20 protein-coding genes are annotated in these 24,810 nt (G+C 32.4%); 2 read left to right on the forward strand and 18 right to left on the reverse strand.

Annotation, left to right across the window (positions count from 1 at the left end; genetic code table 11):
* Positions 1-6: 6 nt before the first annotated feature.
* From ACNO7W_RS10915 to ACNO7W_RS10925, 3 genes are all read right to left on the reverse strand, one after another.
* Positions 7-1,332: a TolC family protein gene (locus ACNO7W_RS10915; RefSeq protein ID WP_417938148.1), complete on the reverse strand. Its 1,326-nt coding sequence runs from the start codon at positions 1,330-1,332 to the stop codon at positions 7-9.
* On the reverse strand, positions 1,322-1,954 hold the full coding sequence (locus ACNO7W_RS10920; protein ID WP_417938149.1) for a TetR/AcrR family transcriptional regulator: 633 nt from the start codon (positions 1,952-1,954) through the stop codon (positions 1,322-1,324). The genes ACNO7W_RS10915 and ACNO7W_RS10920 overlap by 11 nt, the downstream gene beginning before the upstream one ends.
* 191 nt (positions 1,955-2,145) lie before the next feature.
* Complete coding sequence (locus ACNO7W_RS10925) at positions 2,146-2,622, reverse strand: GyrI-like domain-containing protein (RefSeq protein ID WP_417938150.1); 477 nt, start codon at positions 2,620-2,622, stop codon at positions 2,146-2,148.
* Between the two features lie 345 nt (positions 2,623-2,967).
* On the opposite strand from ACNO7W_RS10925, the gene ACNO7W_RS10930 reads away from it, so the two are divergent.
* Positions 2,968-3,528, forward strand: a complete 561-nt coding sequence (locus tag ACNO7W_RS10930) for a DUF4494 domain-containing protein (RefSeq protein WP_417938151.1) — start codon at positions 2,968-2,970, stop codon at positions 3,526-3,528.
* A 204-nt stretch (positions 3,529-3,732) separates the two neighbouring features.
* Here ACNO7W_RS10930 and ACNO7W_RS10935 read toward each other — a convergent pair whose 3' ends face one another.
* The 15 genes from ACNO7W_RS10935 to ACNO7W_RS11005 all read right to left on the reverse strand — a co-directional run bounded on the left by ACNO7W_RS10935 (position 3,733) and on the right by ACNO7W_RS11005 (position 17,516).
* Positions 3,733-4,332, reverse strand: a complete 600-nt coding sequence (locus ACNO7W_RS10935; RefSeq protein ID WP_417938152.1) for an REP-associated tyrosine transposase — start codon at positions 4,330-4,332, stop codon at positions 3,733-3,735.
* A gap of 202 nt (positions 4,333-4,534) precedes the next feature.
* Positions 4,535-5,167, reverse strand: coding sequence for a porin family protein (locus tag ACNO7W_RS10940; RefSeq protein ID WP_143388787.1), 633 nt, complete (start codon positions 5,165-5,167; stop codon positions 4,535-4,537).
* 183 nt (positions 5,168-5,350) lie between these two features.
* The gene (gene trpA / locus ACNO7W_RS10945; protein ID WP_417938153.1) at positions 5,351-6,112 is read right to left on the reverse strand and encodes a tryptophan synthase subunit alpha; all 762 of its coding nucleotides are present in this window, start codon (positions 6,110-6,112) and stop codon (positions 5,351-5,353) included.
* Between the two features lie 62 nt (positions 6,113-6,174).
* On the reverse strand, positions 6,175-6,495 hold the full coding sequence (locus tag ACNO7W_RS10950; protein ID WP_144064565.1) for a gamma-glutamylcyclotransferase family protein: 321 nt from the start codon (positions 6,493-6,495) through the stop codon (positions 6,175-6,177).
* A 192-nt stretch (positions 6,496-6,687) separates the two neighbouring features.
* Entirely contained in the window at positions 6,688-7,869 is a 1,182-nt protein-coding gene (gene trpB, locus ACNO7W_RS10955; RefSeq protein ID WP_417938154.1) for a tryptophan synthase subunit beta, read from the reverse strand.
* Between the two features lie 13 nt (positions 7,870-7,882).
* Entirely contained in the window at positions 7,883-8,494 is a 612-nt protein-coding gene (locus tag ACNO7W_RS10960) for a phosphoribosylanthranilate isomerase (protein WP_417938184.1), read from the reverse strand.
* 157 nt (positions 8,495-8,651) lie between these two features.
* A complete protein-coding gene (gene trpC, locus ACNO7W_RS10965) occupies positions 8,652-9,437 on the reverse strand; it encodes an indole-3-glycerol phosphate synthase TrpC (protein WP_417938155.1) in 786 nt (261 codons plus the stop codon).
* 120 nt (positions 9,438-9,557) lie between these two features.
* Positions 9,558-10,550, reverse strand: a complete 993-nt coding sequence (trpD, locus tag ACNO7W_RS10970) for an anthranilate phosphoribosyltransferase (RefSeq protein WP_143388793.1) — start codon at positions 10,548-10,550, stop codon at positions 9,558-9,560.
* A 93-nt stretch (positions 10,551-10,643) separates the two neighbouring features.
* A complete protein-coding gene (locus ACNO7W_RS10975; protein ID WP_143388794.1) occupies positions 10,644-11,210 on the reverse strand; it encodes an anthranilate synthase component II in 567 nt (188 codons plus the stop codon).
* A gap of 150 nt (positions 11,211-11,360) precedes the next feature.
* Positions 11,361-12,761, reverse strand: a complete 1,401-nt coding sequence (locus ACNO7W_RS10980) for an anthranilate synthase component I family protein (protein ID WP_417938156.1) — start codon at positions 12,759-12,761, stop codon at positions 11,361-11,363.
* Between the two features lie 414 nt (positions 12,762-13,175).
* On the reverse strand, positions 13,176-13,583 hold the full coding sequence (locus ACNO7W_RS10985) for a YceI family protein (RefSeq protein WP_417938185.1): 408 nt from the start codon (positions 13,581-13,583) through the stop codon (positions 13,176-13,178).
* 638 nt (positions 13,584-14,221) lie between these two features.
* On the reverse strand, positions 14,222-15,499 hold the full coding sequence (locus tag ACNO7W_RS10990; RefSeq protein WP_417938157.1) for a hypothetical protein: 1,278 nt from the start codon (positions 15,497-15,499) through the stop codon (positions 14,222-14,224).
* A 306-nt stretch (positions 15,500-15,805) separates the two neighbouring features.
* Positions 15,806-16,372: a YceI family protein gene (locus tag ACNO7W_RS10995; RefSeq protein ID WP_417938158.1), complete on the reverse strand. Its 567-nt coding sequence runs from the start codon at positions 16,370-16,372 to the stop codon at positions 15,806-15,808.
* Between the two features lie 45 nt (positions 16,373-16,417).
* Positions 16,418-17,050, reverse strand: a complete 633-nt coding sequence (locus tag ACNO7W_RS11000; protein ID WP_417938159.1) for an NAD(P)H-dependent oxidoreductase — start codon at positions 17,048-17,050, stop codon at positions 16,418-16,420.
* 13 nt (positions 17,051-17,063) lie between these two features.
* Positions 17,064-17,516, reverse strand: coding sequence for a MarR family winged helix-turn-helix transcriptional regulator (locus tag ACNO7W_RS11005; protein ID WP_143388799.1), 453 nt, complete (start codon positions 17,514-17,516; stop codon positions 17,064-17,066).
* A 1,429-nt stretch (positions 17,517-18,945) separates the two neighbouring features.
* On the opposite strand from ACNO7W_RS11005, the gene ACNO7W_RS11010 reads away from it, so the two are divergent.
* Positions 18,946-24,612, forward strand: coding sequence for a PAS domain S-box protein (locus ACNO7W_RS11010; RefSeq protein WP_417938160.1), 5,667 nt, complete (start codon positions 18,946-18,948; stop codon positions 24,610-24,612).
* The last annotated feature ends 198 nt before the right edge of the window (positions 24,613-24,810 follow it).

Consider the following 24,810-nt stretch of genomic DNA (forward strand, 5'->3'; position numbering starts at 1 on the left):
TGCTGATTATATTTTTGAAAGATTGAAAGATTGGGATAATTGTCCTGTAACAGAAAGCAATTCGTAGTATTTCTGAATAATATTTGCTTTTGCTAATGCTTTATTAATTTTTGAGCCCAGTTGCTCTACATCAGCTTCCAGTAAATCATTGGTGTCAGAAAGTCCGTTGTCGTACTTGTCTTTAATGATTCTATAATTTTCAGTTGATTGTTCTAATGCCTGACCGTAAACTACATTTTGTTTTAATGCCAAATCGTAGTCTTCAATCGCTTTTTGAACTTGAATTTTGATGTAATCGGTAAGTATTGCCTCAGAATTTTGTACTTCAAGCGATTTACTTTCGGCTAGTTTTACCATGGCTCCATTTTTAAGTATGGCACTTAAATCATAAGAAACTCCAACTCCAATGTTCATTGCGTTTTGAACCGTAATTACATTTTTTAAGTCAAATGCAGTATAGCCACCAATAAGTGCGATAGCCGGATAATAGGCACTTTTTGCCATTTTAATATTGGCTTGACTTGCTTTTTCCTGAAACCGAATTGCTTCTAAATCTTTACGATTTTGCAGTGCCGGCTCTTCATTAGTAGGAATATTATCCATTTGAAAGTTAGCAAAATCATTTTCTCGAACTTCTAATTTTGTTTCAACAGGTAATTTTAACAGTGTAACTAAATAGAAATTTACAATATTTAAATTAGTAGCAGCCTCATCTATTGACAATTGAATTTTTGAAACCTGTAACTGTGATTTCAATAAATCATTTCTCGGAATGATTCCGTTTTTTTCCATTTCATTAAAATCAAGGGCACGTTGCCGTGCACTTTTTTGATTTTCTTTTAGCACTTCAATGGTTTTTTGCGCTTTGTATAAATTAGCATAGCTATTAATCACTTTCATAGCAATTTCCTCCTTTGTTTGAGAAGCTGTCGCTGTTTCAGCCTGGTATAAATTATCGTAAATCTTAATGCTGTTTTGTATTTTAAAACCTGCAAAAACCGGTACGGTGGCATTAACCTGACCAAGCATCAATTGGTCTACAACTGGAGTTGGTTCAGAGTCATCGCTTTTATTTATTTTTAAATTGACCGATGCTTTTGCCAATCTTTGATATTGTCCCGAAACTTTTAAATCAGGATATTGATTGTTTTTTATCGAACGCAATTCATATTTTTTAGTTGCCACTTTGGTATTGGCTAAACTAACTTCATTGCTTTTTGTCCAAGCCAAATGAATGGCTTCATCAAGCGTTAAACTTGTTTTTTCTTGTGCCTCTAAAGATGAAATCCCGATAAAGAAAATCCCAAAGAGCATTAATTGACTAACTTTCATAAATCAGAAGGGCTTTTATAGTTTGTTGGATATGCTTTGTCAAATTGGTTTTTATGTAATTGTTGTATAAATCTTCGGTTTTTAAATTCAATAGATTTTCAAAGAAAGGTTTGTTCATGTGAAAATGAAAAAAAGTACCGAGGATGGTAGGTGTGATAAGCGGAATAATAACGTCTTTTCTGAAAACGCCCTTTTTCTGACCTTCTTCAATAATGGATTCAAGGGATTTTAGATTTCCTTTTTTTAATTCAGAAAAAGCCGGTAGATTTTGCTCTCTTTTTTTGGATGTGAATTCGAAGTGTAAAATTCTGTAAATTCCTCTGTTGCTATTGATTCTATTGATGTAAAGCTCAATTAGCTTATTAATTTTTTCGATAGGTTCAAGATCTTCTTGTAATAAATTGTCTAATTGATATTTAAGATCGGATGTTCTGTAAACAATTAGCGATTCCAGTAAACGCTCTTTGGATCCAAAGTAATAGGAAATCATGGCAATATTTATTTTTGCCACTTTCGAAATATTCCGAATAGACGTGCCATCAAATCCTTTCTCAGCAAATAAGGTCTCTGCAACTTCCAGAATTTGAATTTGTTTGTCGTTAAAATCAGTTTTCAATGCCATCTATTTTTATGAAAAAACAAAATTAAACAAGTGTTTAACTTAAACAGTTGTTTAATTATTTTTTAACATTGTTTTAACAAAATAAAATGCGTTTTTTTTATGTTAAAATGGAGTCGAATAAAAATTATTTTTTGTTTGAGTTCTTTATTTCAGCTTGTTGCTTTTAAAGTTAAATAAGAAACATTTCTTTCTTATTTAAGTTTTATAGGTATCCAAATTTCTTCTTCTGAATTTGGGTCGTCCTTTTTATATTTTGCTCCTAACAATTCGAAATGTGGTCTATGGTCTAAAATGTATTCTGAATCGGGCAACCAAGTTTCGAAAATGTATCGGAACGTTTTGTTGTCGGTGTTTGAACCTTTATGTATGAAAACGGCATAGCGTCCGCCTGCCAAAGTAAAGGTTTCCATTTCATTGGGAACGGTATTAAAATGGGAAACTTCTATAGCAGCCCATTTTCCGAAAGTGGCATTTGGATTAAAATTATCAAAATACAAAGCATCATATACTTGCATCGAATAAAGATCAAAGCCAATGTTATTTTGTATTTCTTTTCGTCTTGGCATAAAACGTTGCCATAATTCACGCGTTTTGTTATTAGCAAGTGACATTTGGATTCGCTTGCCAATTAATTTTTTTTCAGCTAAAGTTTCAATTCTCGGATTCATTTAAAAATATAACTTTTTTATTTATGATGTTTTTTAGACCTGATGGCTCGTATTTGCAATCCATACCTATAATGATTAATTCACTTCATACAAATCTATTAAAATAATAGCTAAACGTATGTTTTAATATAACAAGAACGTATGAATAAATGATAGCTATTGCCCTTTGTGCCTTATGATATGGGTACGATTGTAAATCTGCTATCGGGTTTTTGGTAAAATAATGACTCAAAAAGGCAGAAAAAATCAATGCTGACATCCATCCGAAATTGTGAATATCTATTTTATGAATTGTGAATTTATTTTCCTTTAAAATCTATCTTTGACATCCTTAAAAAAAAAGATATGAGCACAATTTGGTATGAATGCAAAGTAAAATATAGAAAAACAGATGATGCTGGATTGCAAAAGATTACGACAGAACCTTATTTGGTAGATGCTTTATCCTATACGGAAGCAGAAACCAGAATTAATGAAGAGATGTCTGCCTATATTAGTGAAGAATTTAAAATCACGAATATAAAAGTGGCAAATTATGCAGAGATACATCCCTTCGAAAATGCGGATCGTTGGTTTAAATCAAAAGTTTCTTTATTGGCTTATGACGAAGAAAGCGGCAAAGAACGAAAGTCGAATATGTATTTATTAGTGCAAGGCAACGACGTAAAAGAAGCTTATGATAACACAACCAGTGTAATGAAAGGCACCATGGGCGACTATACCATACCTGCTATTTCGGAATCTCCGATTATGGATGTTTTTCCTTATTTCAGTGGTGAAGAAGGAGAAATAGAACAATTAGAAAAGTTTAATACTCTCAAAGCTTCTAAACTTGAAACAGATAAAGGAGAAGAAATATTGGATCCTATGGAATTTGAAACTGCTATTGAAGAGGTAAGTATTTAATTATGCAGCGTATTGCAACAAGGGATAGTAATGATAATAGTATAAAGAAGAGGGCTTTTTAGCCCTCTTTTTTGTTAAGTAAATCCCCTTGCTTTCCGAAGTGTTTGTTGTGTATGCTGCGCAAATGTCTCTGACTTTGCGCAATTTTTTAGTATCTGGTTAAATTATTAGCGTCATAAAAGTCTCTGACTTTTGAATACTATTTCAATACTGATTATACCTTGTAAAAGCTTTAAGATTCAAAACATCAATGACTGGATTATCTGCTTTTTCTATTTTTAATAATCCAGAATCGTTTATGTAATTGCTTGCGCTGGAATAAATATATTGTGAAGCCTTTTCAACTAAACCAGCTCTTATTGGATTTAGATGTATGTAATCTAATTTAGACCACATAAATTTATTGGTATAAATCTCTTCAGGATGATTCCCATACTGCCAAAATTGATATTTTTTGTTTCTTGTATGCTTTTCTGCTGCTAATTTGAAGCGTTCCAGCATCCATTCTTTTCGGCTTTCTGGTACGACTTGGATTTTCTCTAAAATATTTTTTGCGGTAAATTTTTTAAAATCTCTTATCAAATCTGATAATTTACCATCTTGAGATTGAATGATTAAATGAATGTGATTGCTCATAATGACATAGCCATACAAAATCATTGCTTTGTTTTTTATGCAGTAATCCAAAGATTCTATTATACTGTCTCTGTAGGTTTGCCTAGTGAAAACATCTATCCAATCTACAACAGTTGCCGTTATATAATGTGGTAAAGTCTGGTCCCTAATTACATAGCCTTCTTTCATTTTGACATATTTTTAGTATAAAAATAACGATTTTAATGACTTGTTTATTTTTTTAAATCTAAGATGATGAAAGTCAGAGACTTTATTGCGTTTTGTTTTAATAACAGGTTTAGGAAATTGCGCAAAGTCAGAGACATTTGCGCAGCATACCCGAAAATGTTATGTACTCTTCGAAGAGCTGGGTATTTTGCGGAGCGAGATATTAATGTTTATATCCTAATGATAATGAAAACACTTTGTTTTTGATATTTGAACTACTCATAGGTTCATTATTGATATTAGCTAAACCAAGATTGTAACGAAAATTCACAGATAAATTTTTTGACACGTCGTAGACGGCTCCAAAATTTAAACCTAAATCAATTGATTTAAGATAATTTTTTATGTCATATTCTGATGTAGATGTATTTAATGATGGCAATGCTCTATCTGAACTATATTTTGCTTTTGCGCTTAATAACAAACCTATTTGCGGTCCAGCCTCAATACTCAGTTTATCTAGAATGTAATATTTAGCCATTACGGGTAGATTTAAATAGGATAAGTTCCATTTGCCATCATAAGAATACAGAAAAACTGAAGAAGCATCAAGCACAGGTATCTTCATTTTGTTTCCTTGCGTAGAAAATAATAATTCAGGTTGAACTGCAAATTTATCAGTAATTTTTATCTCGGTAAAAATGCCTGCATTAAAACCAATTAAAGGCGAACTATCAGGAAAGTAACCTGTTAAATTTGCAACATTTAACCCTGCTTTTGCTCCAAAGTTGACTTTTTGTGCATTTGTTAAGGCAAATACAAATACTGTTACCGCAGTTAAAATATATTTTTTCATCGGGTTTCTTATTAATTTAAAATGTGAAAATGGCGATAAATTCTATCTCTGTTATTTTTATCTCATATCAAATATATAAAAATAATCTTATAAAAAATTAAATTTAATTATTGTTTGACCATAAAAAAAACGGCGTTTAAAGTTCATTTAAACGCCGTTTTATTTTATATAAAAAGAAGTTTTTTATCGAATTGCTTTTACGAATTCTTCAATTTTTCCAGTTCCGTTTTCGGTTAAATGAGTGATAAAAGCACTTCCTATAATTGCGCCTTTGGCAAATTGCGTGGCTTGATTGAAAGTTTCTTTGTTGCTGATTCCAAATCCAATTACTTGAGGATTTTTTAGATTCATATCAGCAATGCGTTTGAAATAATCTTCTTGGATGCTTCCAAAACCAGATTGTGAACCGGTAACACTTGCCGAACTTACCATATAAATAAATCCATCGGATACGCTGTCAATAAAACGAATGCGCTCGTCCGAAGTTTGTGGCGTAATCAAGAATATATTTTTCAATCCGTATTTTTCAAAAGTAGCTTTGTATTCATCGGCATACACATCAACGGGAAGATCAGGAATGATTAATCCATCGATGCCAATCTCCGCACATTTCTGGCAGAAATTCTCCACTCCGTATTGCAACATGGGGTTGAAATACCCCATAATCACTAAAGGAATAGAAACTGTTTTGCGGATATCCTTTAATTGGTCAAACAAAACTTGTGTTGTCATTCCGTTATGCAACGCTTGAGTGGAACTGGCTTGAATTGTTGGTCCATCTGCCAATGGATCGCTGAACGGCAATCCAATTTCAATCATATCAATACCGCTTTTTTCTAAATCCTGAATGATTTGTACCGTATCATTTAAGTTAGGATATCCAGCCGAAAAATAGATGGAAAGTATCTTTTTGGTTTCTTGTAATTTTTGATTTATTCGGTTCATTTTATATTTTTTATCAGATTTTAAAGGTTTTAGAAACCTTCTACTTTTATTAATTCAGTGGCTTAAATGGCGGCACTGTAAGCCCAAGCTTTTAGGTTGGATTGTAAATGTACTTCAACGCGTTTGTAATGCAATCCTTCGTACAAATCCGTTTGGCGAAGTTCTTGGGACGAAATGGAATATAAAATTCCGTTGATGGTATCTTCCGGTTTATGGGTTTCCATAATGATGGGATAATGTACTAATCCAAATTCTTCTTCGATTTGAATTTCTTTTACTACATAACCAATTAACGTTTCGGGAGTTCCTTCAAGAATACGCCCAAAAAGATCTTTTTGTATGTCCTCATTTTGTAAGCTGCCGTAAGCGAATAATTTTTCCATAGTTTCTATTTTGAAAATGTAAATTGAACTTCATTTTTTATTGCTGTTGGGTTTGCGTTAAGGATTGCAGTGAAAATCCTTTTTTATCTCGTTTTTTAACGAGATAAAAAAGATTGTAACGTAAAGCCTGACCTCGCTGAAACGCTAGTGAAAGCGAGGGAACGCCCTGAAATAAATTCAGGATAAACCCAATTATAATTTAAAATAATCAATATAGGTATTCAAATCTTTGTCGCCACGACCGGAAAGATTGATGACTACAATATCCTCCGGTTTGAATTTCATTTCGTCGAGAACGGCAAAGGCATGGGCACTTTCGATAGCGGGAATAATACCTTCCATTTTGGAGAGTTGTAATCCCCAATTCATAGCCTGATCATCAGTAATCGAGATGAATTTCGCTCTTCCTGAAGCGAACAAATGTGCGTGCATCGGGCCAACGCCTGGATAATCCAATCCGGCAGAAATAGAATACGGCTCTGTGATTTGACCATCAGGAGTTTGCATCAATAGGGTTTTACTTCCGTGAATAACGCCTACTTTTCCTAATGCCGATGTTGCGGCACTTTCGCCAGAATGCACTCCTAAACCAGCAGCTTCAACCGCGATAATGTTTACGTCTTCGTTGTCAAGAAAATGATAATACGCACCTGCAGCATTGCTTCCGCCACCTACACAAGCAATTACGTAATCAGGGTTTTCACGACCTTCTTTTTCTAATAATTGTTCTTTGATTTCCTTAGAAATGACACTTTGGAAACGCGCCACCATATCCGGATAAGGATGTGGTCCAACTACGGAACCGATGATATAGTAGGTGTCAACGGGATTGTTAATCCAATCACGAATGGCTTCGTTAGTGGCATCTTTTAAGGTTCTTGAACCCGAAAGAGCCGGACGAACTTCGGCACCTAACATTTTCATACGAGCCACATTTGGTGCTTGACGTTTGATGTCGATTTCACCCATATAAACAATACATTCCAGTCCCATTAATGCACAAACGGTTGCTGTTGCAACGCCATGTTGACCTGCACCTGTTTCGGCAATAATGCGTTTTTTGCCCAACCTTTTTGCCAGTAGAATTTGTCCAATGGTATTATTGACTTTATGTGCACCGGTATGGCAAAGATCTTCTCTTTTCAGATAGATTTTGGTGTTGTATTTTTTAGATAAACGCTCTGCAAAATAAAGCGGGGTAGGGCGACCAACATAATCTTTTAAAAGCGCATCAAATTCGGCCTGGAATTCTGGTTCAGCTGTAATTTTTAAATAATTTTGACGTAATTCTTCCACATTTGGGTATAACATTTCAGGAATGAAGGCGCCTCCAAATTCTCCGTAATAGCCTTTTTCGTTGACGTTGTATGACATAATTTTATTTTTTTTATTTATTTTGGTGGAGACGTTGCATTGTAACGTCTCCACATAATTGTATGTTTTTTAATCCGGGTTCTATTTCAAATTTACTGTTTACATCAATGGCGTAAATGGGTAAATTGGTTTTCAAAATTTCATTTACGGCACCCATTTCATTAATTCCGATTCCTCCACTCAAGAAAAAGGGTTTGCTTGAAGGATACTTTTCTAATACTTTCCAATCGAATGTAGTTCCGTTGCCACCGGGTAATTTTCCTTTGGTATCAAAAAGGAAATAGTCACAAACCGTTTCAAATGGTTTTAGCACCTCAAAATCAAATGTATCATCAACCGAAAATACTTTGATGATTTCTATAGAATTATCCATTTTATTTTTCAAATCCTGACAAAATTCAACTGATTCGTGTCCGTGCAATTGAACGGCTTGCAAATCGTATTTTGCTGTTTTTTCTAAAATAACGGGAATGCTTTCATTTACAAAAACACCCACTTTTTTAATCGATTTTGGTAAATCTGGAATCACATCATCAAAATACCGAGCCGATTTTTCCCAGAATATGAATCCCATATAATCGGGTAGGAGCGAACCCACTTCGAGTATATTATCGGGATATTTCATGCCGCAGATTTTAATCCCCACCCCAGCCCTCCCCGAAGGGAAGGGAGCCGAAGTATCTTGATTGTCAGTGTTTTTTTTCATTTCCAGTTTTTTGCCACTAATTTCACAAATTTTCACCAATTGAATTCGTGTTAATTTGTGAAATTCGTGTCTAGCTTTAAATTTTTAATTTTGAAATAAATTCCGTTGCTGCTTTACCGGCATTGTCCGTTTTCATAAAGTTTTCTCCAATTAAGAAACCTTTGTAACCATATGGTTTTAGCTCGTTTATTGCTTCGATTGATGAAATCCCGCTCTCGGAAACTTTTACAAATTCATCCGGGATTTTTGATGCCAATTGTTTGCTGAAGTCCAAACTCACTTCGAAGGTTTTCAGGTTTCTGTTGTTCACGCCAATCATATCCAAAGTGGGCATAATTGATTTTTCCAGTTCTTCCTGATTGTGAACTTCCAACAACACTTCCAATCCCAAACTTTTAGCAAATTCAGATAATGATTTGATTTCGTCTCTTGTTAAAACCGCTGCAATCAGCAAAATCAAATCCGCTCCGTGGGCTTTAGCTTCTAATATTTGGTATTCATCTACAATAAATTCTTTTCTCAATAATGGAATGTTCACTGAGGCTCTTGCCAAAAGTAAATCGTCCAATGAACCGCCAAAATATTTTCCATCGGTCAAAACCGAAATTCCACAAGCACCGGCAGTTTCATATCCTTTCACCACTTCTTCAACAGTAAAACTATAATTTATTTCGGCTTTTGAAGGCGAACGACGTTTGTGTTCTGCAATGATTCCAGAAGTGCTGTTTCTTAAATTTTCACTTAAAGAAATAGTTTTTTTTCCAAAGAAAACCGAAGCTTCCAATTGCGAAACGGGAATGATTGATTTCTTGAGGATGACTTCTCTTTTTTTGTCAACTATAATTTTATCTAAAATATTCATTCTTATTTGTTTAAAGTTTTCTTTGTTTAAAGTTTAAAGTTGCACAAGATTCTTGTAATTTGTTCAAAAGTTAGAATTTCCATTCCAACAACTTTAAACCTTAAACTTTAAACGATTTTTTTACCTGCTCAATTCTTGTAATATTTTTAAAGCGTTATATCCTTTTCCAGAAAATAAACTTTCTTTTGCCAACTCAAAACCTTCAAGCGGCGAGCATTTTGTAACGGTTGCAATTGCCATTGCGGCATTGGCACAAACCACATTATTTTGGGCTTCGGTACCTTTTCCAGAAATGATATCAGTAAACATTTGAGCCGATTCTTCGATGGTAGTTCCACCTTCGATTTCGCTTTGCAGCAAAAGGCGAACACCAAAATCCTCTGGTTTTAACATTCCTTCCATTGAATTGGTAATCGTTTTTGTTGGTCCTGTCAGTGAAACCTCGTCATAGCCGTCAAGCGAATGCAAGATTGTAAAATTCACATCGGTATTTTGATACAAATAGGCGTACATTCTGGCCAGTTCTAGATTGAAAACACCTACCAATTGATTTTTAGGAAATGATGGATTTACCATTGGTCCCAACATATTGAAGAAAGTTTTTACTGCTAATTCTTTTCTAATAGGCCCCACGTTTTTCATGGCAGGATGAAATAAGGGAGCGTGCAAAACACAAATTCCCGCTTTTTCAATACTTCTTTCCAGAAAATCATTGTCGTTGCTGAACTTAATTCCCAATTTCTCTAAGACATTACTAGATCCGGAAATGGAAGAAACACCATAATTTCCATGTTTAGCTACTTTGATTCCCGCACCGGCAGCCACAAAAGAAGCTAGAGTTGAGATATTGAAAGTGTCTTTTCCATCGCCACCCGTACCGCATAGATCTATGGTATTGTATCCTGATAAATCCACACGAATACACAATTCTAACAACGCTTCACGGAAACCGGAAAGTTCTTCAATACTAATGCTTCGCATCATGTAAACAGTAAGGAAAGACGCAATCTGGCTTGTGTTATAACTTCCGTTGGAGATATTAACCAATACGTTTTTTGCTTCTTCTTTCGAAAGCATTTCGTGATTGATGAGTCTATTTAATATATTTTTCATTTTTATTTTGTTTTTGCCACAAAGGCACGAAGGTGCAAAGGGTCATTTTTTTGCTTTTGGCTCCCTCTCTTTCGGAGGGGGTGGGGGGAGGAACTAACTCTTAACCCAATTCTCCAATATCTTTTTTCCATTAGGCGTCAAAACACTTTCCGGATGAAATTGTACACCGCGAACATCATAAGTTTTGTGACGCAACGACATCACCTGGCCATTTTCGTCGAATGAAGTGGCTTCAAGTACATCAGGTAAATTGGTGTCAACCACCCAAGAATGGTAACGACCTACTTCAAATTCATTTCCTAATCCTTCGAATAATAGTTCATCATCAACTACGGTTTTTACCATTGTGGCAACACCGTGATAGACTTTATCTAAATTAGAAAGTGTTCCTCCAAAAACTTCACCTATCGCTTGTTGCCCAAGACACACTCCAAAAATACTTTTGGTTGGAGCATATTTTCTGATTACTTCTTTCAATAATCCGGCTTCATCTGGAATTCCAGGTCCAGGAGAAAGTAATATTTTATCGAAAACTGCAATTTCGTCGATATCAAATTCATCGTTTCTGTATACGGTTACTTCGCAATCTAAATCTTCCAGATAATGCACCAAATTATAAGTGAAACTATCGTAATTGTCTATGACTAGTATTTTTTTCATTTTGTTTTCTTTTACCTCACCCCCTGCCCCTCTCCAAAGGAGAGGGGGGACTCTGAGAATAGATTATGTTTTGTAATTACTTGTATAAATGGTTAAGTTGCTCATTCAGAACACTGCGACTGAACACTAAAAACTGAATACTGAATACTACTAAATAGTTTCTGCTAAATCCAAAGCTGCGTTCAACGCTCTCAATTTGTTATATACTTCCTGCATTTCGCTTTCTTCATCAGAACTCGCTACAATTCCTGCTCCCGCTTGGGAATGCAATTGATGATTTTTACTAAGGAAAGTCCGAATCATAATGGCGTGATTAAAGTTTCCTTCAAAATCCATAAAACCAATAGCACCACCATAAAAATTTCGATTGGTTTTTTCGTACTCTTCAATCAATTGCATGGCTCTGTGTTTTGGTGCGCCACTTAAGGTTCCCGCCGGAAAAGTATCAGCTACAACTTGCATAGTTGTGGCACTCGGGTGCAAATGTCCAGTTACTTTTGAAACTAGGTGAATCACATGAGAAAAGAATTGTACTTCTCTATATTTTTCTACATTGACATTATGACCGTTTCGGCTTAAATCATTTCTGGCTAAATCAACCAACATCACGTGTTCGCTATTTTCCTTTTTATCTTCCGATAATTGTTTGGCAAGAATGGCATCTTGCTCATCATCACCGGTTCGTTTAAAAGTTCCTGCGATAGGATGAATTTCGGCCTTACGGTCTTTGACAATAATTTGGGCTTCCGGAGAAGAGCCAAATATTTTGAAATCACCATAATCAAAAAAGAATAAATAAGGCGAAGGATTGATGCTTCGCAACGCTCTGTACACATTAAATTCGTCACCTTTAAAACCTTGGGTAAACCTTCTGGACAAAACTAATTGGAATACATCACCTCTAAAACAATGCTTTTTGGCCAAAGCCACATTATGTTTGAATTCTTTATCTGTCAAATTCGAAAAGCCTTCTCCTTCTTTAGAGAATTTATAGGAAGCAATGTTTCGGGATTGTAATAATTGCTCAATTTCCGAGATGTTATTTTTTCCGTCTAAACTGTGACAGAAAATATAAGCTTCATTTTTAAAATGATTGATAGCTATGATATTTTGGTACACGGCATAATAAACATCAGGAATAGAAATACTATTGTCTTTTTTAGCGATAGTAACTTTTTCGAAATACCGAACGGCATCATATGAAATATAGCCAAACAAACCATTATTTATGAATTTGAAATCATTTTTCTCGGATTTGAATTGACTTGAAAATTCTTGTATTACTTCTGGAATATTGGTTGTGGCATCAATAGCAATGTTCTCAAAACTACCATCAGGAAATGTTTTGTAGATGATTTCATTTTCTATTTTTATAGAAGCAATCGGATTGCAACAGATATAAGAAAAACTGTTGTCATTCCCATGATAATCACTACTTTCCAGCAATAAACTATTAGGAAATTTGTCGCGAATTTTGAAATACACACTCACGGGAGTTATGGTATCGGCAAGAATTTGCTTGTAATTTGTATTTAGTATAAAAGGTTTCAATTTATATAATTTTTTAGTGTTGTGTAATAGTAAAGAAATAGAGCACAAAAAAAAGGCCTGTCGTGATGACAAGCCTTTTATATTTATAGTTTAATAATACTATAGGAGCTTTGTTCACGACGACTGACGTAAATTATTCCACCACCAAGTATTGTTTATAGTTGTTTTCATGATTTTTTTGTTGTGACAAATATATAAATGAATTTCGAGTATTCAAAAATAAAAAACCAAAAAAAATATTAAATTTTACGTTTTTTTGTTAAATAAAGTTTAACTAAAATGGCAAATCAACATTTAATTCAAATTCGTCGTAAATTGTTTTATCTCCCAAATCATCAAAATAACTACCGGAACCGTATTTAATGTCATATTTTGTTCGGTCTATTTTTAAAGCGGCAGTTGCAGTATTCCCTTTTACGATGAAATCAATTTTACGGGATTTGTAACTCCTTTTATTGTCAAATCTGCAGTGACACTGTAAACATTATTGCCTTTATCGCCAATGCTTTTGAAAACCAAGTTGGAAGTGTTATAATTATCTGCTCCGAAAAATTCATCCGATTTCAAATGTCCTTCTAATTTTATTTTTGATTTTCCGGTTTGATCTGTATTTGATAATGATTTCATGTCTACAGTAAAATTTCCTCCTGCCACTTTATTATTTTTGAAAATAATATATCCGCCTTTTAGTTTTACTATTCCTTCATGTTGACCGGTTACTTTTTTTCCTACCCAATTAATTTTACTTTTAGAGATATCAATTTTATTGGTTTGTCCTTCTGCTGTAATAAATGTAAAAATGACTATTAGAACGAGACTAATTTTTTTAAATTTTTCATGATGATATTTTTAAATTAAAAGTCAATGCCGAATAAAAAAATACTAATGAAATTTATTTATTCAATATCAAAGTTACAAAAATCAATTTCAATTTTAAGATGCTGATACGCTATATCTTAGTTAAATTTATTGATGATTTCAAAATGAAAAATTATTAATAAATGAATTCACGCAATTCAATATTTAAAGCGGTTTTTACAGCTAATTTTTATATAAAATTTTATGACAGTCCGCAATATGTTCCAAAGGATAAAATAGGACACACAGATAACACGGATTGAACGGATTTTGCACAGATTTAAATAACAGTTTGATTCACCAAGTAAAAAAATCCGTGTAAATCGGTATAATCTGTACAATCTGTGGGCTAATATTTATGCTTTATAAATGTACAAACGACGAAAATTATATTCGAAATGATTTTAGTCCGCATTACGGATAGTCATATAAAATTTTATTTGGTTTGGTTAAAAAAGAAACCCATCAATTAATTACTCGTTATGGTACTGAATTATTTTTCGGTTAAATTAAATGTAAGGTTGATTAAAAAATTATAATTTAATTTTTAATCTTAAATTAGATTCATGATAATCCAGTCATTTAAAAGTTTTCTTTAGATCTTAATTTCCAATGGCTAATGTCTTGTTCTTTTGTAATCTAAAATCCGGATTCTTTTTAATGTTTGTTTCTAAAAAAAGCTCCGAGTTGTTTATTTTTAAATACTCTATTGAAAAAGATTCATTGCTAAACCAATTCTTTATTTCTGAATCATACGCTGCGTTTTCACTGTGAATACCTCCATCACAGTTATTAACGAGTACTCCTTGTAAATTAATTTTTGCTAAATTAGCTGAAATATTACTTATTTTACTGCCTAATAAAATACAAAGTTTAAATCCGGAAACAACGCTGTTGTTGAGGCTAAAGTAACTTTTGTCTTTAACGTAAACAGCTTCTCTGACTAAGCCTTGATTGTTTTCTTCTAAATTTGCTAAAGTGATATTTGTGGCAATTATTTTGGTTAGTTTTTTTGTTAAATCTGCATTTTCAATTTTATCAAATGAGTCTATTTCAAAACATCGAGAACCGGAAATATCAGATGAATATGGATAACGTATAGCAATACTGTTACTTATATTGCATTGTGCACCTTGCGTAAAATCAAAATCGTCATCAGTTGCTCTAAATGAAATGACATTGTCAAAATTTACGTCTCCACCATAACACTCATAGGAATCATCATTCGAATAACTGATTTGAATAAAATTAAATTTAGTTTTTCGACCAACACCTGCTAATGACAATCCGTTAAGTTCTTTTAAAGCATTTAGTTTTCTTCCTGAATATTCGATACGAACATATTTTAATATACCAGAATTGCTGTCTTGATTTTGTCCGCCATAATGACTAATCATAGGGTCTAAATTAAAGTCTAAAAAGCCTATTCCACCAACTTTATTTATAGGAGCTTCCCCTAATATGATAATTCCTCCCCAGTCTCCAGGTTTTCTCATTGAAATTTCTCTATTGGAAGTAAAAACAATAGGGTCTGTTACTTCACCTTCCGCCATAATTTTTGAACCTTTTGTTATTACTAGTGTTCCACATGTTTCTACATCTCCACGTATAATGGTTCCTGGTTCAATGGTTAATACAGCGTTATTTGTTATGTATACAACCCCAATTAATCTATAGGTATTCCTTTTATACAGTTTAAGATCACTACTTATTGTGCCTGTCAAAATATTAGTTGCATCTGGATACTCTTCCGCAGTTGGTTTAAAGTTGGTCCAATTTTTCATCCAATTAGTTTCACCGATGATTCCTTTTATCTGTTGGGCATTTATAGATAGGTTATTTATTAGACTTATGAATATAACAAATATGGCTTTTTTCATAATTAAATTTTTTTTGAGTTCAATTCTTGCGAGGGGCATCTTTTTATTTTCAAAATTACTTTGAGTATGTTAAAGGAATAATTACTATATGTTATTTTATTGTTACTATAAGTTATGGTATGTAAATTTTAATAGTAGATATTTGTGAGGATTAACTCTGTCTATAACATGATTTTTTTGTTTTGTAATTTGCTTTTATAAAAAAAGCCCTTGTTTTTACAAAGACTTAGAAGAATTTTATATTAATTTATAAAAAGAAACCCCAACAGTTTCCTATTGGGGTTTGCTAATTATTTTGAGAAAATATTAGAATTTCAAAGCAACTGCTAAGTCAAATTCGTCTGAAATGGCTTTGTCTCCTAGGTTATCAAAGAAACTTCCAGAACCATATTTAATATCGTATTTTGTTCTATCAATTTTTAATGAAGTTGCAGCAGTATCTTTTGTAGTTGCAAGATCAAATGTAATTGGGTTTGTTTTTCCTTTAATAGTTAAATCTCCGGTTACTGTGTAAACATTAGCTGTTTTTGCAACTACTTTTTTGAAAATTAATGTTGCTGTTGGAAATTTTTCAGTTCCAAAAAAATCTTCAGATTTCAAGTGACCGTTTAATTTTCCTTGGTATTCGCCAGAAAGGTCAGTTGCTGTTAATGATGCCATGTCAACATTAAAAGTACCACCAGCTAATTTTTTTCCTTTAAAGATTAATTTACCGTCTTTTAAATTTACCGTCCCTTCATGTTTTCCGGTTACTTTTTTTCCAACCCAGTTAACAGTACTTTTTGAAGCATCAACTTTTTTAGTTTGTGCTGTTACAGATAAAGTAGATAAAACTACTACTAGTGCCAATGCAATTGATTTTAAATTTTTCATGTGTTTAAATTTGATTTTGGATTAATATTTGATTTGAATTAGTAATTATAATGTAATAAATAAGTCTTCGTTTGATTTTCTAACTTTTTTGTAATGTTGTGTTGCATCCTCTTCGTGTCTATAACCAAGTGTTGCAATTAAAGTAGCATTTAGACCTAATTTGTCCAAACCTAATATTTCATTAACCTGAGCGGGAACAAAACCTTCCATAGGAGTAGCATCAATTTTAAGTTCAGCAGCAGCATTCAAAAGATTACCCAAAGCTAAATAGGTTTGTTTTGCTGTCCAGATGCTTTTGACGTCATGATCTAATGTAGAAATTTTAGATTTCATAAAGTCACCATAACCAGACAAAGCTTCGATTGTAGTATTTCTTGTTTCACTAATATTTTTCAAATAACTATCAATTGTTGTGTCGTCAACGTTAGTTTCATTTGCAAAAATGATTAGGTGAGAAGCTTCAACAATTTGAGATTGTCCCCAAGCCGAAGGTTGAAGCTGCGCTCTTAATTCAGGATTTTCAACAATAATAACTTTGTAAGGTTGCAAACCATATGAAGAAGAACTCAAACGAATTGCTTCTTTTAATATATTTAAATCTTCTGTTGTTATTTTTTTGGAAACATCAAATTTCTTTGTTGCATATCTCCAGTTTTGATTTTCTAAAAAAGTATTCATAATTTTAATATATTTAATTTCTGTATTTTTCTAATAAATAATTTAATTGTTCTAATTCTTCGGTATTTAATTTTTTGGAAAAAAGTTGATCGTGTGCAATTACTTTTGGATCTAATTCTTTTAAAACATCTAAGCCTTTTTGAGTAATTTGAACTTCAATTTTTCTTCTATTTTCAGGGCAAACATTTCGAGTAACAAAATTTTTTAATAATAATTTATCTACTAATCGAGTAGTGTTACTAGTTCTGGCTAACATACGTTCTTGTATTAAACACATGTTTGCCGGATTTCCTTTTTGACCTCTTAATATTCGTAATACATTATATTGTTCTCCAGATATGTCATACGGCTTCAATATCTCATTGAAATTATCTGTGATAACATTTTGAGTATATAAAATATTCAGAGTAATTTTTTTTGAAATGTCCAATGGTATTGTACTTTTTATTTCATCTTCAATTTTCATGCCTTTCTGTATTTCATTTGTCGATACAAATATAACTATTTTCATATTTGTATATACAAGTGTTTGTTATTTTTTTGTTAAAATAATTTTAATCTACAGTAAAGGATTTTTATTTTTAGAATTTAATTTTAATTAAATAGTTGTAAATAAAGTGTTTAAGTTTTTTAAGAGAGCAGTTTTGGTAAAAAAAAGCCAAAAAAAATGTTTCAGATTATTTATGCGATTATTGTGCTGTATATAATTTTTCATCTTAAACTTGTACAGTATGTCTTCGATTTAAACACTATTTGGTTATGGAATGTAATAAACTGACTCACACAAGTGGTTTATGGGTTATTTATTTTGCAAAAGCATAAAAAGAATGACTGATTAAATCCTAAAGCGAGGATAGAGTGGTTTTTAATGGCATTATTAAATTTATTTTCTTCATAATTATTTCTCTAAATGATACTGCAAAGATAAATTGTGAAAAATCTGTAGTCAGTAACTAATGTCACATTGGATAAAGAGATTGATTTTAATTATTTTTTATCCGTTGGGTGCAATTATTCAAAACGTCAGTTCGAGGCTTAATTTTTTCACAAAAAAAGCAATATAAAATGACGTATTAAGTAATTTGATTAAAATAATGTCGTATATGTTTTTAGAGGCAAACTACATAGTCATTGAGGGTTTGACCCTATAAAATACGACAATATATCGTTCCTGTTACTTATACCTATCGTCTGGACATAAGTCTAAAAATAAACACGAATTTCACGAATTGCCACGAATTTAAAGAAAGTTGGGTACTTTGACAAATAGTTGCTAACTCCGAAAAGCGTTGTCAACCGTAAGCAGATGAAATAGGTTCGCTAAAGCGAAATACTGATAAAAAACAGATTTTCCACAACACTAATCTGCTGAATCTGCAAAATCTGCGTGAAAAATTTTTAGCACGCAGATTCAGCAGATTTTATAGTGCCGTAGTACTATTTCGAATTCTTAATACCAACCATTTGAAAAGAGTTAGATAGAATTCATTCGTGAAATTAATTACACGAACTGTATTAGCCGCATAGATTTGTGAAAATTAGTGGAATTCGTGTTCAAATTTAACCTTTACTATTTGTGTCCATACGATAGGTTTTATATTAGTTTTGAAAAAACGTCAATGGTAGTGTTTTTTGTGTAGTAAAACGGAACAAAAAATGTATCGAGAACCGTTTTTTAATAATAATTTTCTAGTTCTCGATACAATTTTCTGACGAAAATCACTCGAACTGACGAAAATTATCATCAAAAACTAATTACACTCAATGGGTCATTTTTTATAAAACAATACATGTAAACAGTTGTTAAATAATATATTTAAATAAATACATTTAATTTGTTATGGTATTTTTATTACATTTAAGAGTTCTAATAATAGCGATTAAATTTGAATTTTATGAGTATGAAAGAAGCAAAACCTACATATGACGATCTACTCAACAAATTGAAAGAGCAAGAGTTAAAAATAGATCGGTTACTAAAAAAAGAAGAGTCATTAGCTAATTTCAAATTTTTTATCGAAGAGTCTAATGATTTAGTATGTATTGTGGGAATTGATGCTTTTTTCAAAAAGATAAATCCCGCTTTCGTTGAAATTTTAGGATATTCAAAAGAAGAATTACTTAACAATTCTTTACACCATCTTTTACACCCCGATGATCTTGAAAGATCGTTAAAAGAGATTGAGAAACTTTCTACGGGGATACCTTCAATAAATTATGAGAATAGATTCCTAAAAAAGAATGGTGAATTTGTTACTATTCAATGGACTGCAAACAGCATTTCTTCTAAAAATATTTATGCAATTGGAAAAGATATCTCAGAGATAAGAAACACCCAAGAAAAATTAATTAAAAGTGAAAACTTATTAAACCATGCGCAAAAAATCGCAAAAATTGGTGCTTGGGAATTCGATTTAAATACTAAAAAAATAATTTGGTCTGATGAATTGTATGCCATTTTTGAAGTTGAAAAAAAGAATGATCAAGATTTATTTCAGGAATATTTAAATAATTTCTCTAAAGAAGATATAGCGTTATTTCAAGAAAAAATAGCGCAATTAATTATTGACAAAAAACCTTTTGAAATAGAACAAAGAGCTACTTTTTTTAATAAAAAAGTAAAGTGGTTTAACCAAACTATTTTTCCGTTATTGGATGATAATGGGAATGTATTAGGAATCAGAGGTAATACTCAAGATGTTAGCTTAAAAAAACAAATTGAAGTTGCGGTTAAAGCTAAAGAACAAGCAGAAGTTGATTATAAACTAAAAGTGATAGAAGAAGAAAGCAATGCTAAGTTTAAGAATTACATAGAAAATGCACCAGATGGAGTTTTTGTCTTGGATGAAAAAGGAAATTACTTAGATGTAAACCATGCAGCAACACTATTGACCGGTTACTCAAGGGAGGAACTATTAACAATGAAGTTTGGCGATTTGTCTTCTCAAGAATCTTTGGAAGAATATTTTAAAGAATTCGAAAATCTTTTAAAGAATGGAATAGCAAAAAAAGAAATTAAAGCGATTCATAAAAAGGGAGAAATTAGATGGTGGTCAGTTGAAGCTGTAAAACTTTCAGAAAATAGGTTTTTAGGTTTTGTTAAAGATATTACCGAGAGTAAAAAAGTAATTATAACGTTAAGAGAAGAAAGAGATAAGTTTGCTAAAATTGCGGCTACTTCACCCGGTTTAATTTATTCCATGCGTCAAAATAAAGACGGCTCTTTATGCTATCCTTATGCCAGTAATGCTATTGAAGAAATTTACGGATTTACTTATGAAGATGTTGAAAATGATACCAATACCATTTTTTCATTGATTCATCCTGAAGATTTAGATTATGTCAAGTATAGCATTATTGAAACCAAGTCAAAGTTAATTCCTCTCAAAGGGAAATACCGTTACATGCACCCAATAAAAGGATTGGTATGGCACGAGATAAACTCTTTGCCAGTGGTTGAACCAGAAGGAACTGTGATTTGCCATGGAATAATTACTGATATCACCGAAAGAATAGGAGCAGAACAAAAACTCATTAAAGCCAATCGGCTTTATTTATTTATAAGCCAAATTAACCAGATGATTGTCCGTACAACTGATGAACAAACCCTTTTTAGAGAGGCTTGTTCTATAGCTGTTGAATTAGGTAAGTTTAGAATGGCCTGGATTGGATTAGTAGATGAAAATACTAAAAAAATAATTCCTAGAATGATTGCGGGCGAAGACAATGGTTATCTTTCTATAATAAAAACTATTTCAATTGAAGATATACCGGAGGGGAGAGGTCCTGCTGGAATTGCGTTTAGAGAAGCGAAATATGCAGTTTGCAATGACATTCAGAATGATCCAATGATGCTGCCATGGAAAGAAGAAGCTTTAGAACGGGGCTATTTTTCTTCAATGGCGGTGCCAATAAAAAAATTCGGAAAAGTAATTGGTATTTTTTATTTTTTTGCTGGTGAAAAAAACTTTTTTGATGCTGAGGAAATTGCATTATTGGAAGAAGCAACTGGTGATGTGACTTTTGCGTTAGAGATTTTTGAGAAAGAAGCTTTGCGCAAAAAAGCAGAAGAGGCAGTTTTTGAAAGTGAACAACGGTATCTTACACTTACTGAAGTATCACCAGTAGGAATTTTTCGTACTGATGTGGCTGGGCTCACTACTTATGTTAATCCCCGTTGGTGTCAAATTTCAGGCTTATCTTATCAGGAGGCTTTAGGAAATGGCTGGCTCAGTGCTGTCCATAATGATGATGAAAAATTATTGTTTAATGGATGGGAAAATGCAACTTATAATCAAGAAATCTCCTTGTCAGAATATCGGTTTGTTCGCCCAGACGGATCAATTTCTTGGGTGATGGGACAGGCCATTCCGGAGAGAAATACCAAAAATGAAATTGTGGGCTATATAGGCACAATTACTGATATTACAGAACGTAAAATTGCGGGAGATATAATTTTAAAGGAAAAACAGCTTTCTGAAACAATAATTAATAATCTTCCAGGTGTTTTTTATCTCTACGGTGAATCTGGAAAGTTTGTGAAATGGAATAAAAATTTTGAAGATGTAACGGGTTACAATAAAAATGAAATAGCCCAAATGAGTCCGGTTGATTTCTTTGATGAAGATGAAAAAGAAAAAGTTAAAAAAAGAATAAAAACCGTTTTAGAAAATAAACCAAAGGGAATTGAAAATAAATTTCCGGGAATTGAACTTAACTTTTATACAAAAACGAAAAATAAAATCCCTTATTATATTAATTCACTTGTTGTAGAATATGAAGGTGAAAAATGCATATTAGGAATGGGCTTAGATTTAACTGAAATTAAAAAAGCGGAGAAACAAATTAAAAGTGCCAATGAAAGATTTGAAAGAATTTCGGTTGCGACAAATGATGCTATAGCTGAAGTGGATTTATTGACTGGGCAAAGTTGGAATAATAAAGCATTTACTGAACTTTTTAATTTTGGAAGCAGAGGTGAACCAAGCACTGTCGATAATAAAGAAATATGGCGCTCTAGACTTCATCCGGATGATAGGGAAAGAGTTATTAAAAAGCTTGAAGAAAGCTATGCAAGTACTATAAATATATGGGCGGATGAATTTCGTTTTCAAAAAGTGGATGGTAGTTATGGATACTTTTATGATCGTGCTGTTATCATTAGAGATGAATCAGGGAAAGCAAAACGTTTGATTAGTTCCATGACTGAAATTACAGAATTGAAAAATATAAAAGAACAACTTGTTAATAGTGAAGAAAAGTATCGCAGCCTTATAGAACAAGCTTCTGATGCTATTTTTATTAACGATGTTTCAGGGAATTTACTCGAAGTAAATGAAAGTGCTTGCATCATGCTAGGGTATACCAAAGAGGAGCTTTGTACAAAAAATCTAACGGATTTGTATACAATTGATGAGCTAAAAAACAGACCCATCATGATTCATGAATTGCTTAGTGGTAAGCAAATTCTAATGGAGCGTAATATGCTGCGTCGAGATGGATCATTGATTCCTGTAGAGATTACTGCCAAAATGATTGCAGATGGCCGTATTGTAGCGATAGTAAGAGATGTAAGTGAACGCAAAAAAATAGAAGAAGAGTTTAAAAAAATGCACAAAAAGCTGGAAGCTATTCTTGACGCTATTCCTGATTTGCTGTTTGAAGTAGATATAAACGGTAGAATTTACAACTACCATTCCCGTCGGGATGATTTGTTAGCGTTGCCCCCAGAAGTATTTCTAGGTAAAACATTTTCGGAAGTATTACCACCCGATGTTGCCAATTTGTGTCTATCCGCTATTCGGGAAGCTTCAGAAAAAGGGTTCTCCATCGGACGACAATATTCATTACAGTTGCAGAGTGGTTTACATTGGTTTGAACTCTCAATTGCACCCATGCAGGAAAGTGAAGATCATGATATACACTTCATTTGTCTTTCTCGTGATATTACAAGTGCCAAACAATCGGACTATGCACTGCAGAAAAGTGAGGAAAGATATCGCGGTTTGTTAAATAATCTTGATACAGGTATAGTGGTTCATGCATCAGATACCTCAATTATTGTGAATAATCTAAAAGCATTGGAATTACTGGGATTAAGTGATAATCAAATGAAAGGGAAAATGGCAATTAGTCCGGCCTGGAAATTTTTGAATGAAGACAATTCGGCTATGCCGATTGAAAAATATCCAGTAAATCAAATATTAACAAGTAAGCAAGCAATAAAAAACATTACAGTTGGAGTGAATCGACCAGAAACTAATGACATCGTATGGCTTTTAGTCAATGGCTTCCCCGATATTGATAACAAAGATGAAATATTTGAAATTGTAATTAGTTTCATTGATGTCACGGAACAAAAGGTGATGGAGATGGAGTTAATAAAAGCGAAAGAACAAGCCGAAGCCGCAAATAGAGCTAAGACTGATTTTCTTGCGAATATGAGTCATGAGATTAGAACTCCATTAAACGGAATAATTGGCTTTACTCATTTGTTGATGAAGTCAAATTTAAAAAAGAATCAGTTCGAATATATGACTACAGTTAATGAATCCGCAACTTCATTAATGGAGATTGTTAATGATGTCTTAGATTTTTCTAAAATAGAATCCGGAAAATTAGAATTGGATATTGAAGAAATAAATCTTTTTAAATTAACAAATCAGGTTATTGATTTATTTAAATACCAAGCCAATCAAAAAAATATAGATTTAACACTCCATATAGATAAAAACGTTCCACAATACATTCTTGCAGATTCCGTAAGATTGAAACAAATAATAGTAAATCTGTTGAGTAATGCCATAAAGTTTACCAGTTTTGGAGAAATACGTTTGGATATAGATGAAATTTATTCTTCAGACAAAAATTGGTCAAACATAAAGTTTTCAGTAAAAGATACCGGAATAGGTATAAAAGGAGGCAACAATGAAAAAATATTTAATTCTTTTGTACAGGAAGATAATTCTACAAATCGAAAATTTGGAGGTACAGGATTAGGTTTGGCTATTTCAAATCAGCTTTTAGCACTAATGGATAGCAAATTGCAATTAATTAGTAAATACGGAGATGGAAGTGATTTTTTCTTTGACATTAAATTTAAAAAGACAAATCATAAAAAAAGTATAGATTCAGTACTTACTAATATAATTAATGAGGATACTATTATTCCCACAGAAACTCTAAATAATAAAAAGATTTTAATAGTTGAGGATAATAAAATCAATATGCTTTTAGCTAAAACACTGATTAAAAGAATAATGTCTAATTGCACTATTTTTGAAGCTAAGGATGGAAATGAAGCAGTAGGACAATATAAAAAAGGGCAACCAGATGTTATTTTGATGGACATTCAAATGCCAAATAAAAATGGATATGAAGCAACTGACGAAATCAGGAAATTAAAAGATTCTGAAAATATTCCTATAATTGCAATAACTGCGGGAATAATGGTTGGAGACAAAGAAAAATGTCTGGAAGCAGGAATGAATGATTATCTGTCAAAGCCAATTATCCAAACCGATTTGGAAAAAATGTTACACAAATGGCTGCTTAAAAAATAATTTTATTTTAGAAATTGAAAAGAGTGTTTATTATTTTAAACACTTTTTTTGTGAATGTGATTTTATAAATTTTTTCAAGAGTTTGTTTAATGATGTTGTGTTTGCTAAATTTACCTGTAAAAATTGAAAATGTAAAAATAGTTGAAAACGGGAGTAAATATTTTGTAAATTTAACCCTCTAACAAATCGAAAGTCCGG

Source organism: Flavobacterium sp. ZB4R12, from assembly GCF_048276375.1.
GTDB classification, from domain to species: domain Bacteria; phylum Bacteroidota; class Bacteroidia; order Flavobacteriales; family Flavobacteriaceae; genus Flavobacterium; species Flavobacterium gawalongense.

Excerpts from the sequence above, each read along its gene's own strand:
- ACNO7W_RS10915 (WP_417938148.1), bottom strand. The coding sequence starts at position 1,332 with ATGAAAGTTAGTCAATTAATGCTCTTTGGGATTTTCTTTATCGGGATT.
- ACNO7W_RS10920 (WP_417938149.1), bottom strand. The coding sequence starts at position 1,954 with ATGGCATTGAAAACTGATTTTAACGACAAACAAATTCAAATTCTGGAA.
- ACNO7W_RS10925 (WP_417938150.1), bottom strand. The coding sequence starts at position 2,622 with ATGAATCCGAGAATTGAAACTTTAGCTGAAAAAAAATTAATTGGCAAG.
- ACNO7W_RS10930 (WP_417938151.1), top strand. The coding sequence starts at position 2,968 with ATGAGCACAATTTGGTATGAATGCAAAGTAAAATATAGAAAAACAGAT.
- ACNO7W_RS10935 (WP_417938152.1), bottom strand. The coding sequence starts at position 4,332 with ATGAAAGAAGGCTATGTAATTAGGGACCAGACTTTACCACATTATATA.
- ACNO7W_RS10940 (WP_143388787.1), bottom strand. The coding sequence starts at position 5,167 with ATGAAAAAATATATTTTAACTGCGGTAACAGTATTTGTATTTGCCTTA.
- trpA (WP_417938153.1), bottom strand. The coding sequence starts at position 6,112 with ATGAACCGAATAAATCAAAAATTACAAGAAACCAAAAAGATACTTTCC.
- ACNO7W_RS10950 (WP_144064565.1), bottom strand. The coding sequence starts at position 6,495 with ATGGAAAAATTATTCGCTTACGGCAGCTTACAAAATGAGGACATACAA.
- trpB (WP_417938154.1), bottom strand. The coding sequence starts at position 7,869 with ATGTCATACAACGTCAACGAAAAAGGCTATTACGGAGAATTTGGAGGC.
- ACNO7W_RS10960 (WP_417938184.1), bottom strand. The coding sequence starts at position 8,494 with ATGAAATATCCCGATAATATACTCGAAGTGGGTTCGCTCCTACCCGAT.
- trpC (WP_417938155.1), bottom strand. The coding sequence starts at position 9,437 with ATGAATATTTTAGATAAAATTATAGTTGACAAAAAAAGAGAAGTCATC.
- trpD (WP_143388793.1), bottom strand. The coding sequence starts at position 10,550 with ATGAAAAATATATTAAATAGACTCATCAATCACGAAATGCTTTCGAAA.
- ACNO7W_RS10975 (WP_143388794.1), bottom strand. The coding sequence starts at position 11,210 with ATGAAAAAAATACTAGTCATAGACAATTACGATAGTTTCACTTATAAT.
- ACNO7W_RS10990 (WP_417938157.1), bottom strand. The coding sequence starts at position 15,499 with ATGAAAAAAGCCATATTTGTTATATTCATAAGTCTAATAAATAACCTA.
- ACNO7W_RS10995 (WP_417938158.1), bottom strand. The coding sequence starts at position 16,372 with ATGAAAAATTTAAAATCAATTGCATTGGCACTAGTAGTAGTTTTATCT.
- ACNO7W_RS11000 (WP_417938159.1), bottom strand. The coding sequence starts at position 17,050 with ATGAATACTTTTTTAGAAAATCAAAACTGGAGATATGCAACAAAGAAA.
- ACNO7W_RS11005 (WP_143388799.1), bottom strand. The coding sequence starts at position 17,516 with ATGAAAATTGAAGATGAAATAAAAAGTACAATACCATTGGACATTTCA.
- ACNO7W_RS11010 (WP_417938160.1), top strand. The coding sequence starts at position 18,946 with ATGAGTATGAAAGAAGCAAAACCTACATATGACGATCTACTCAACAAA.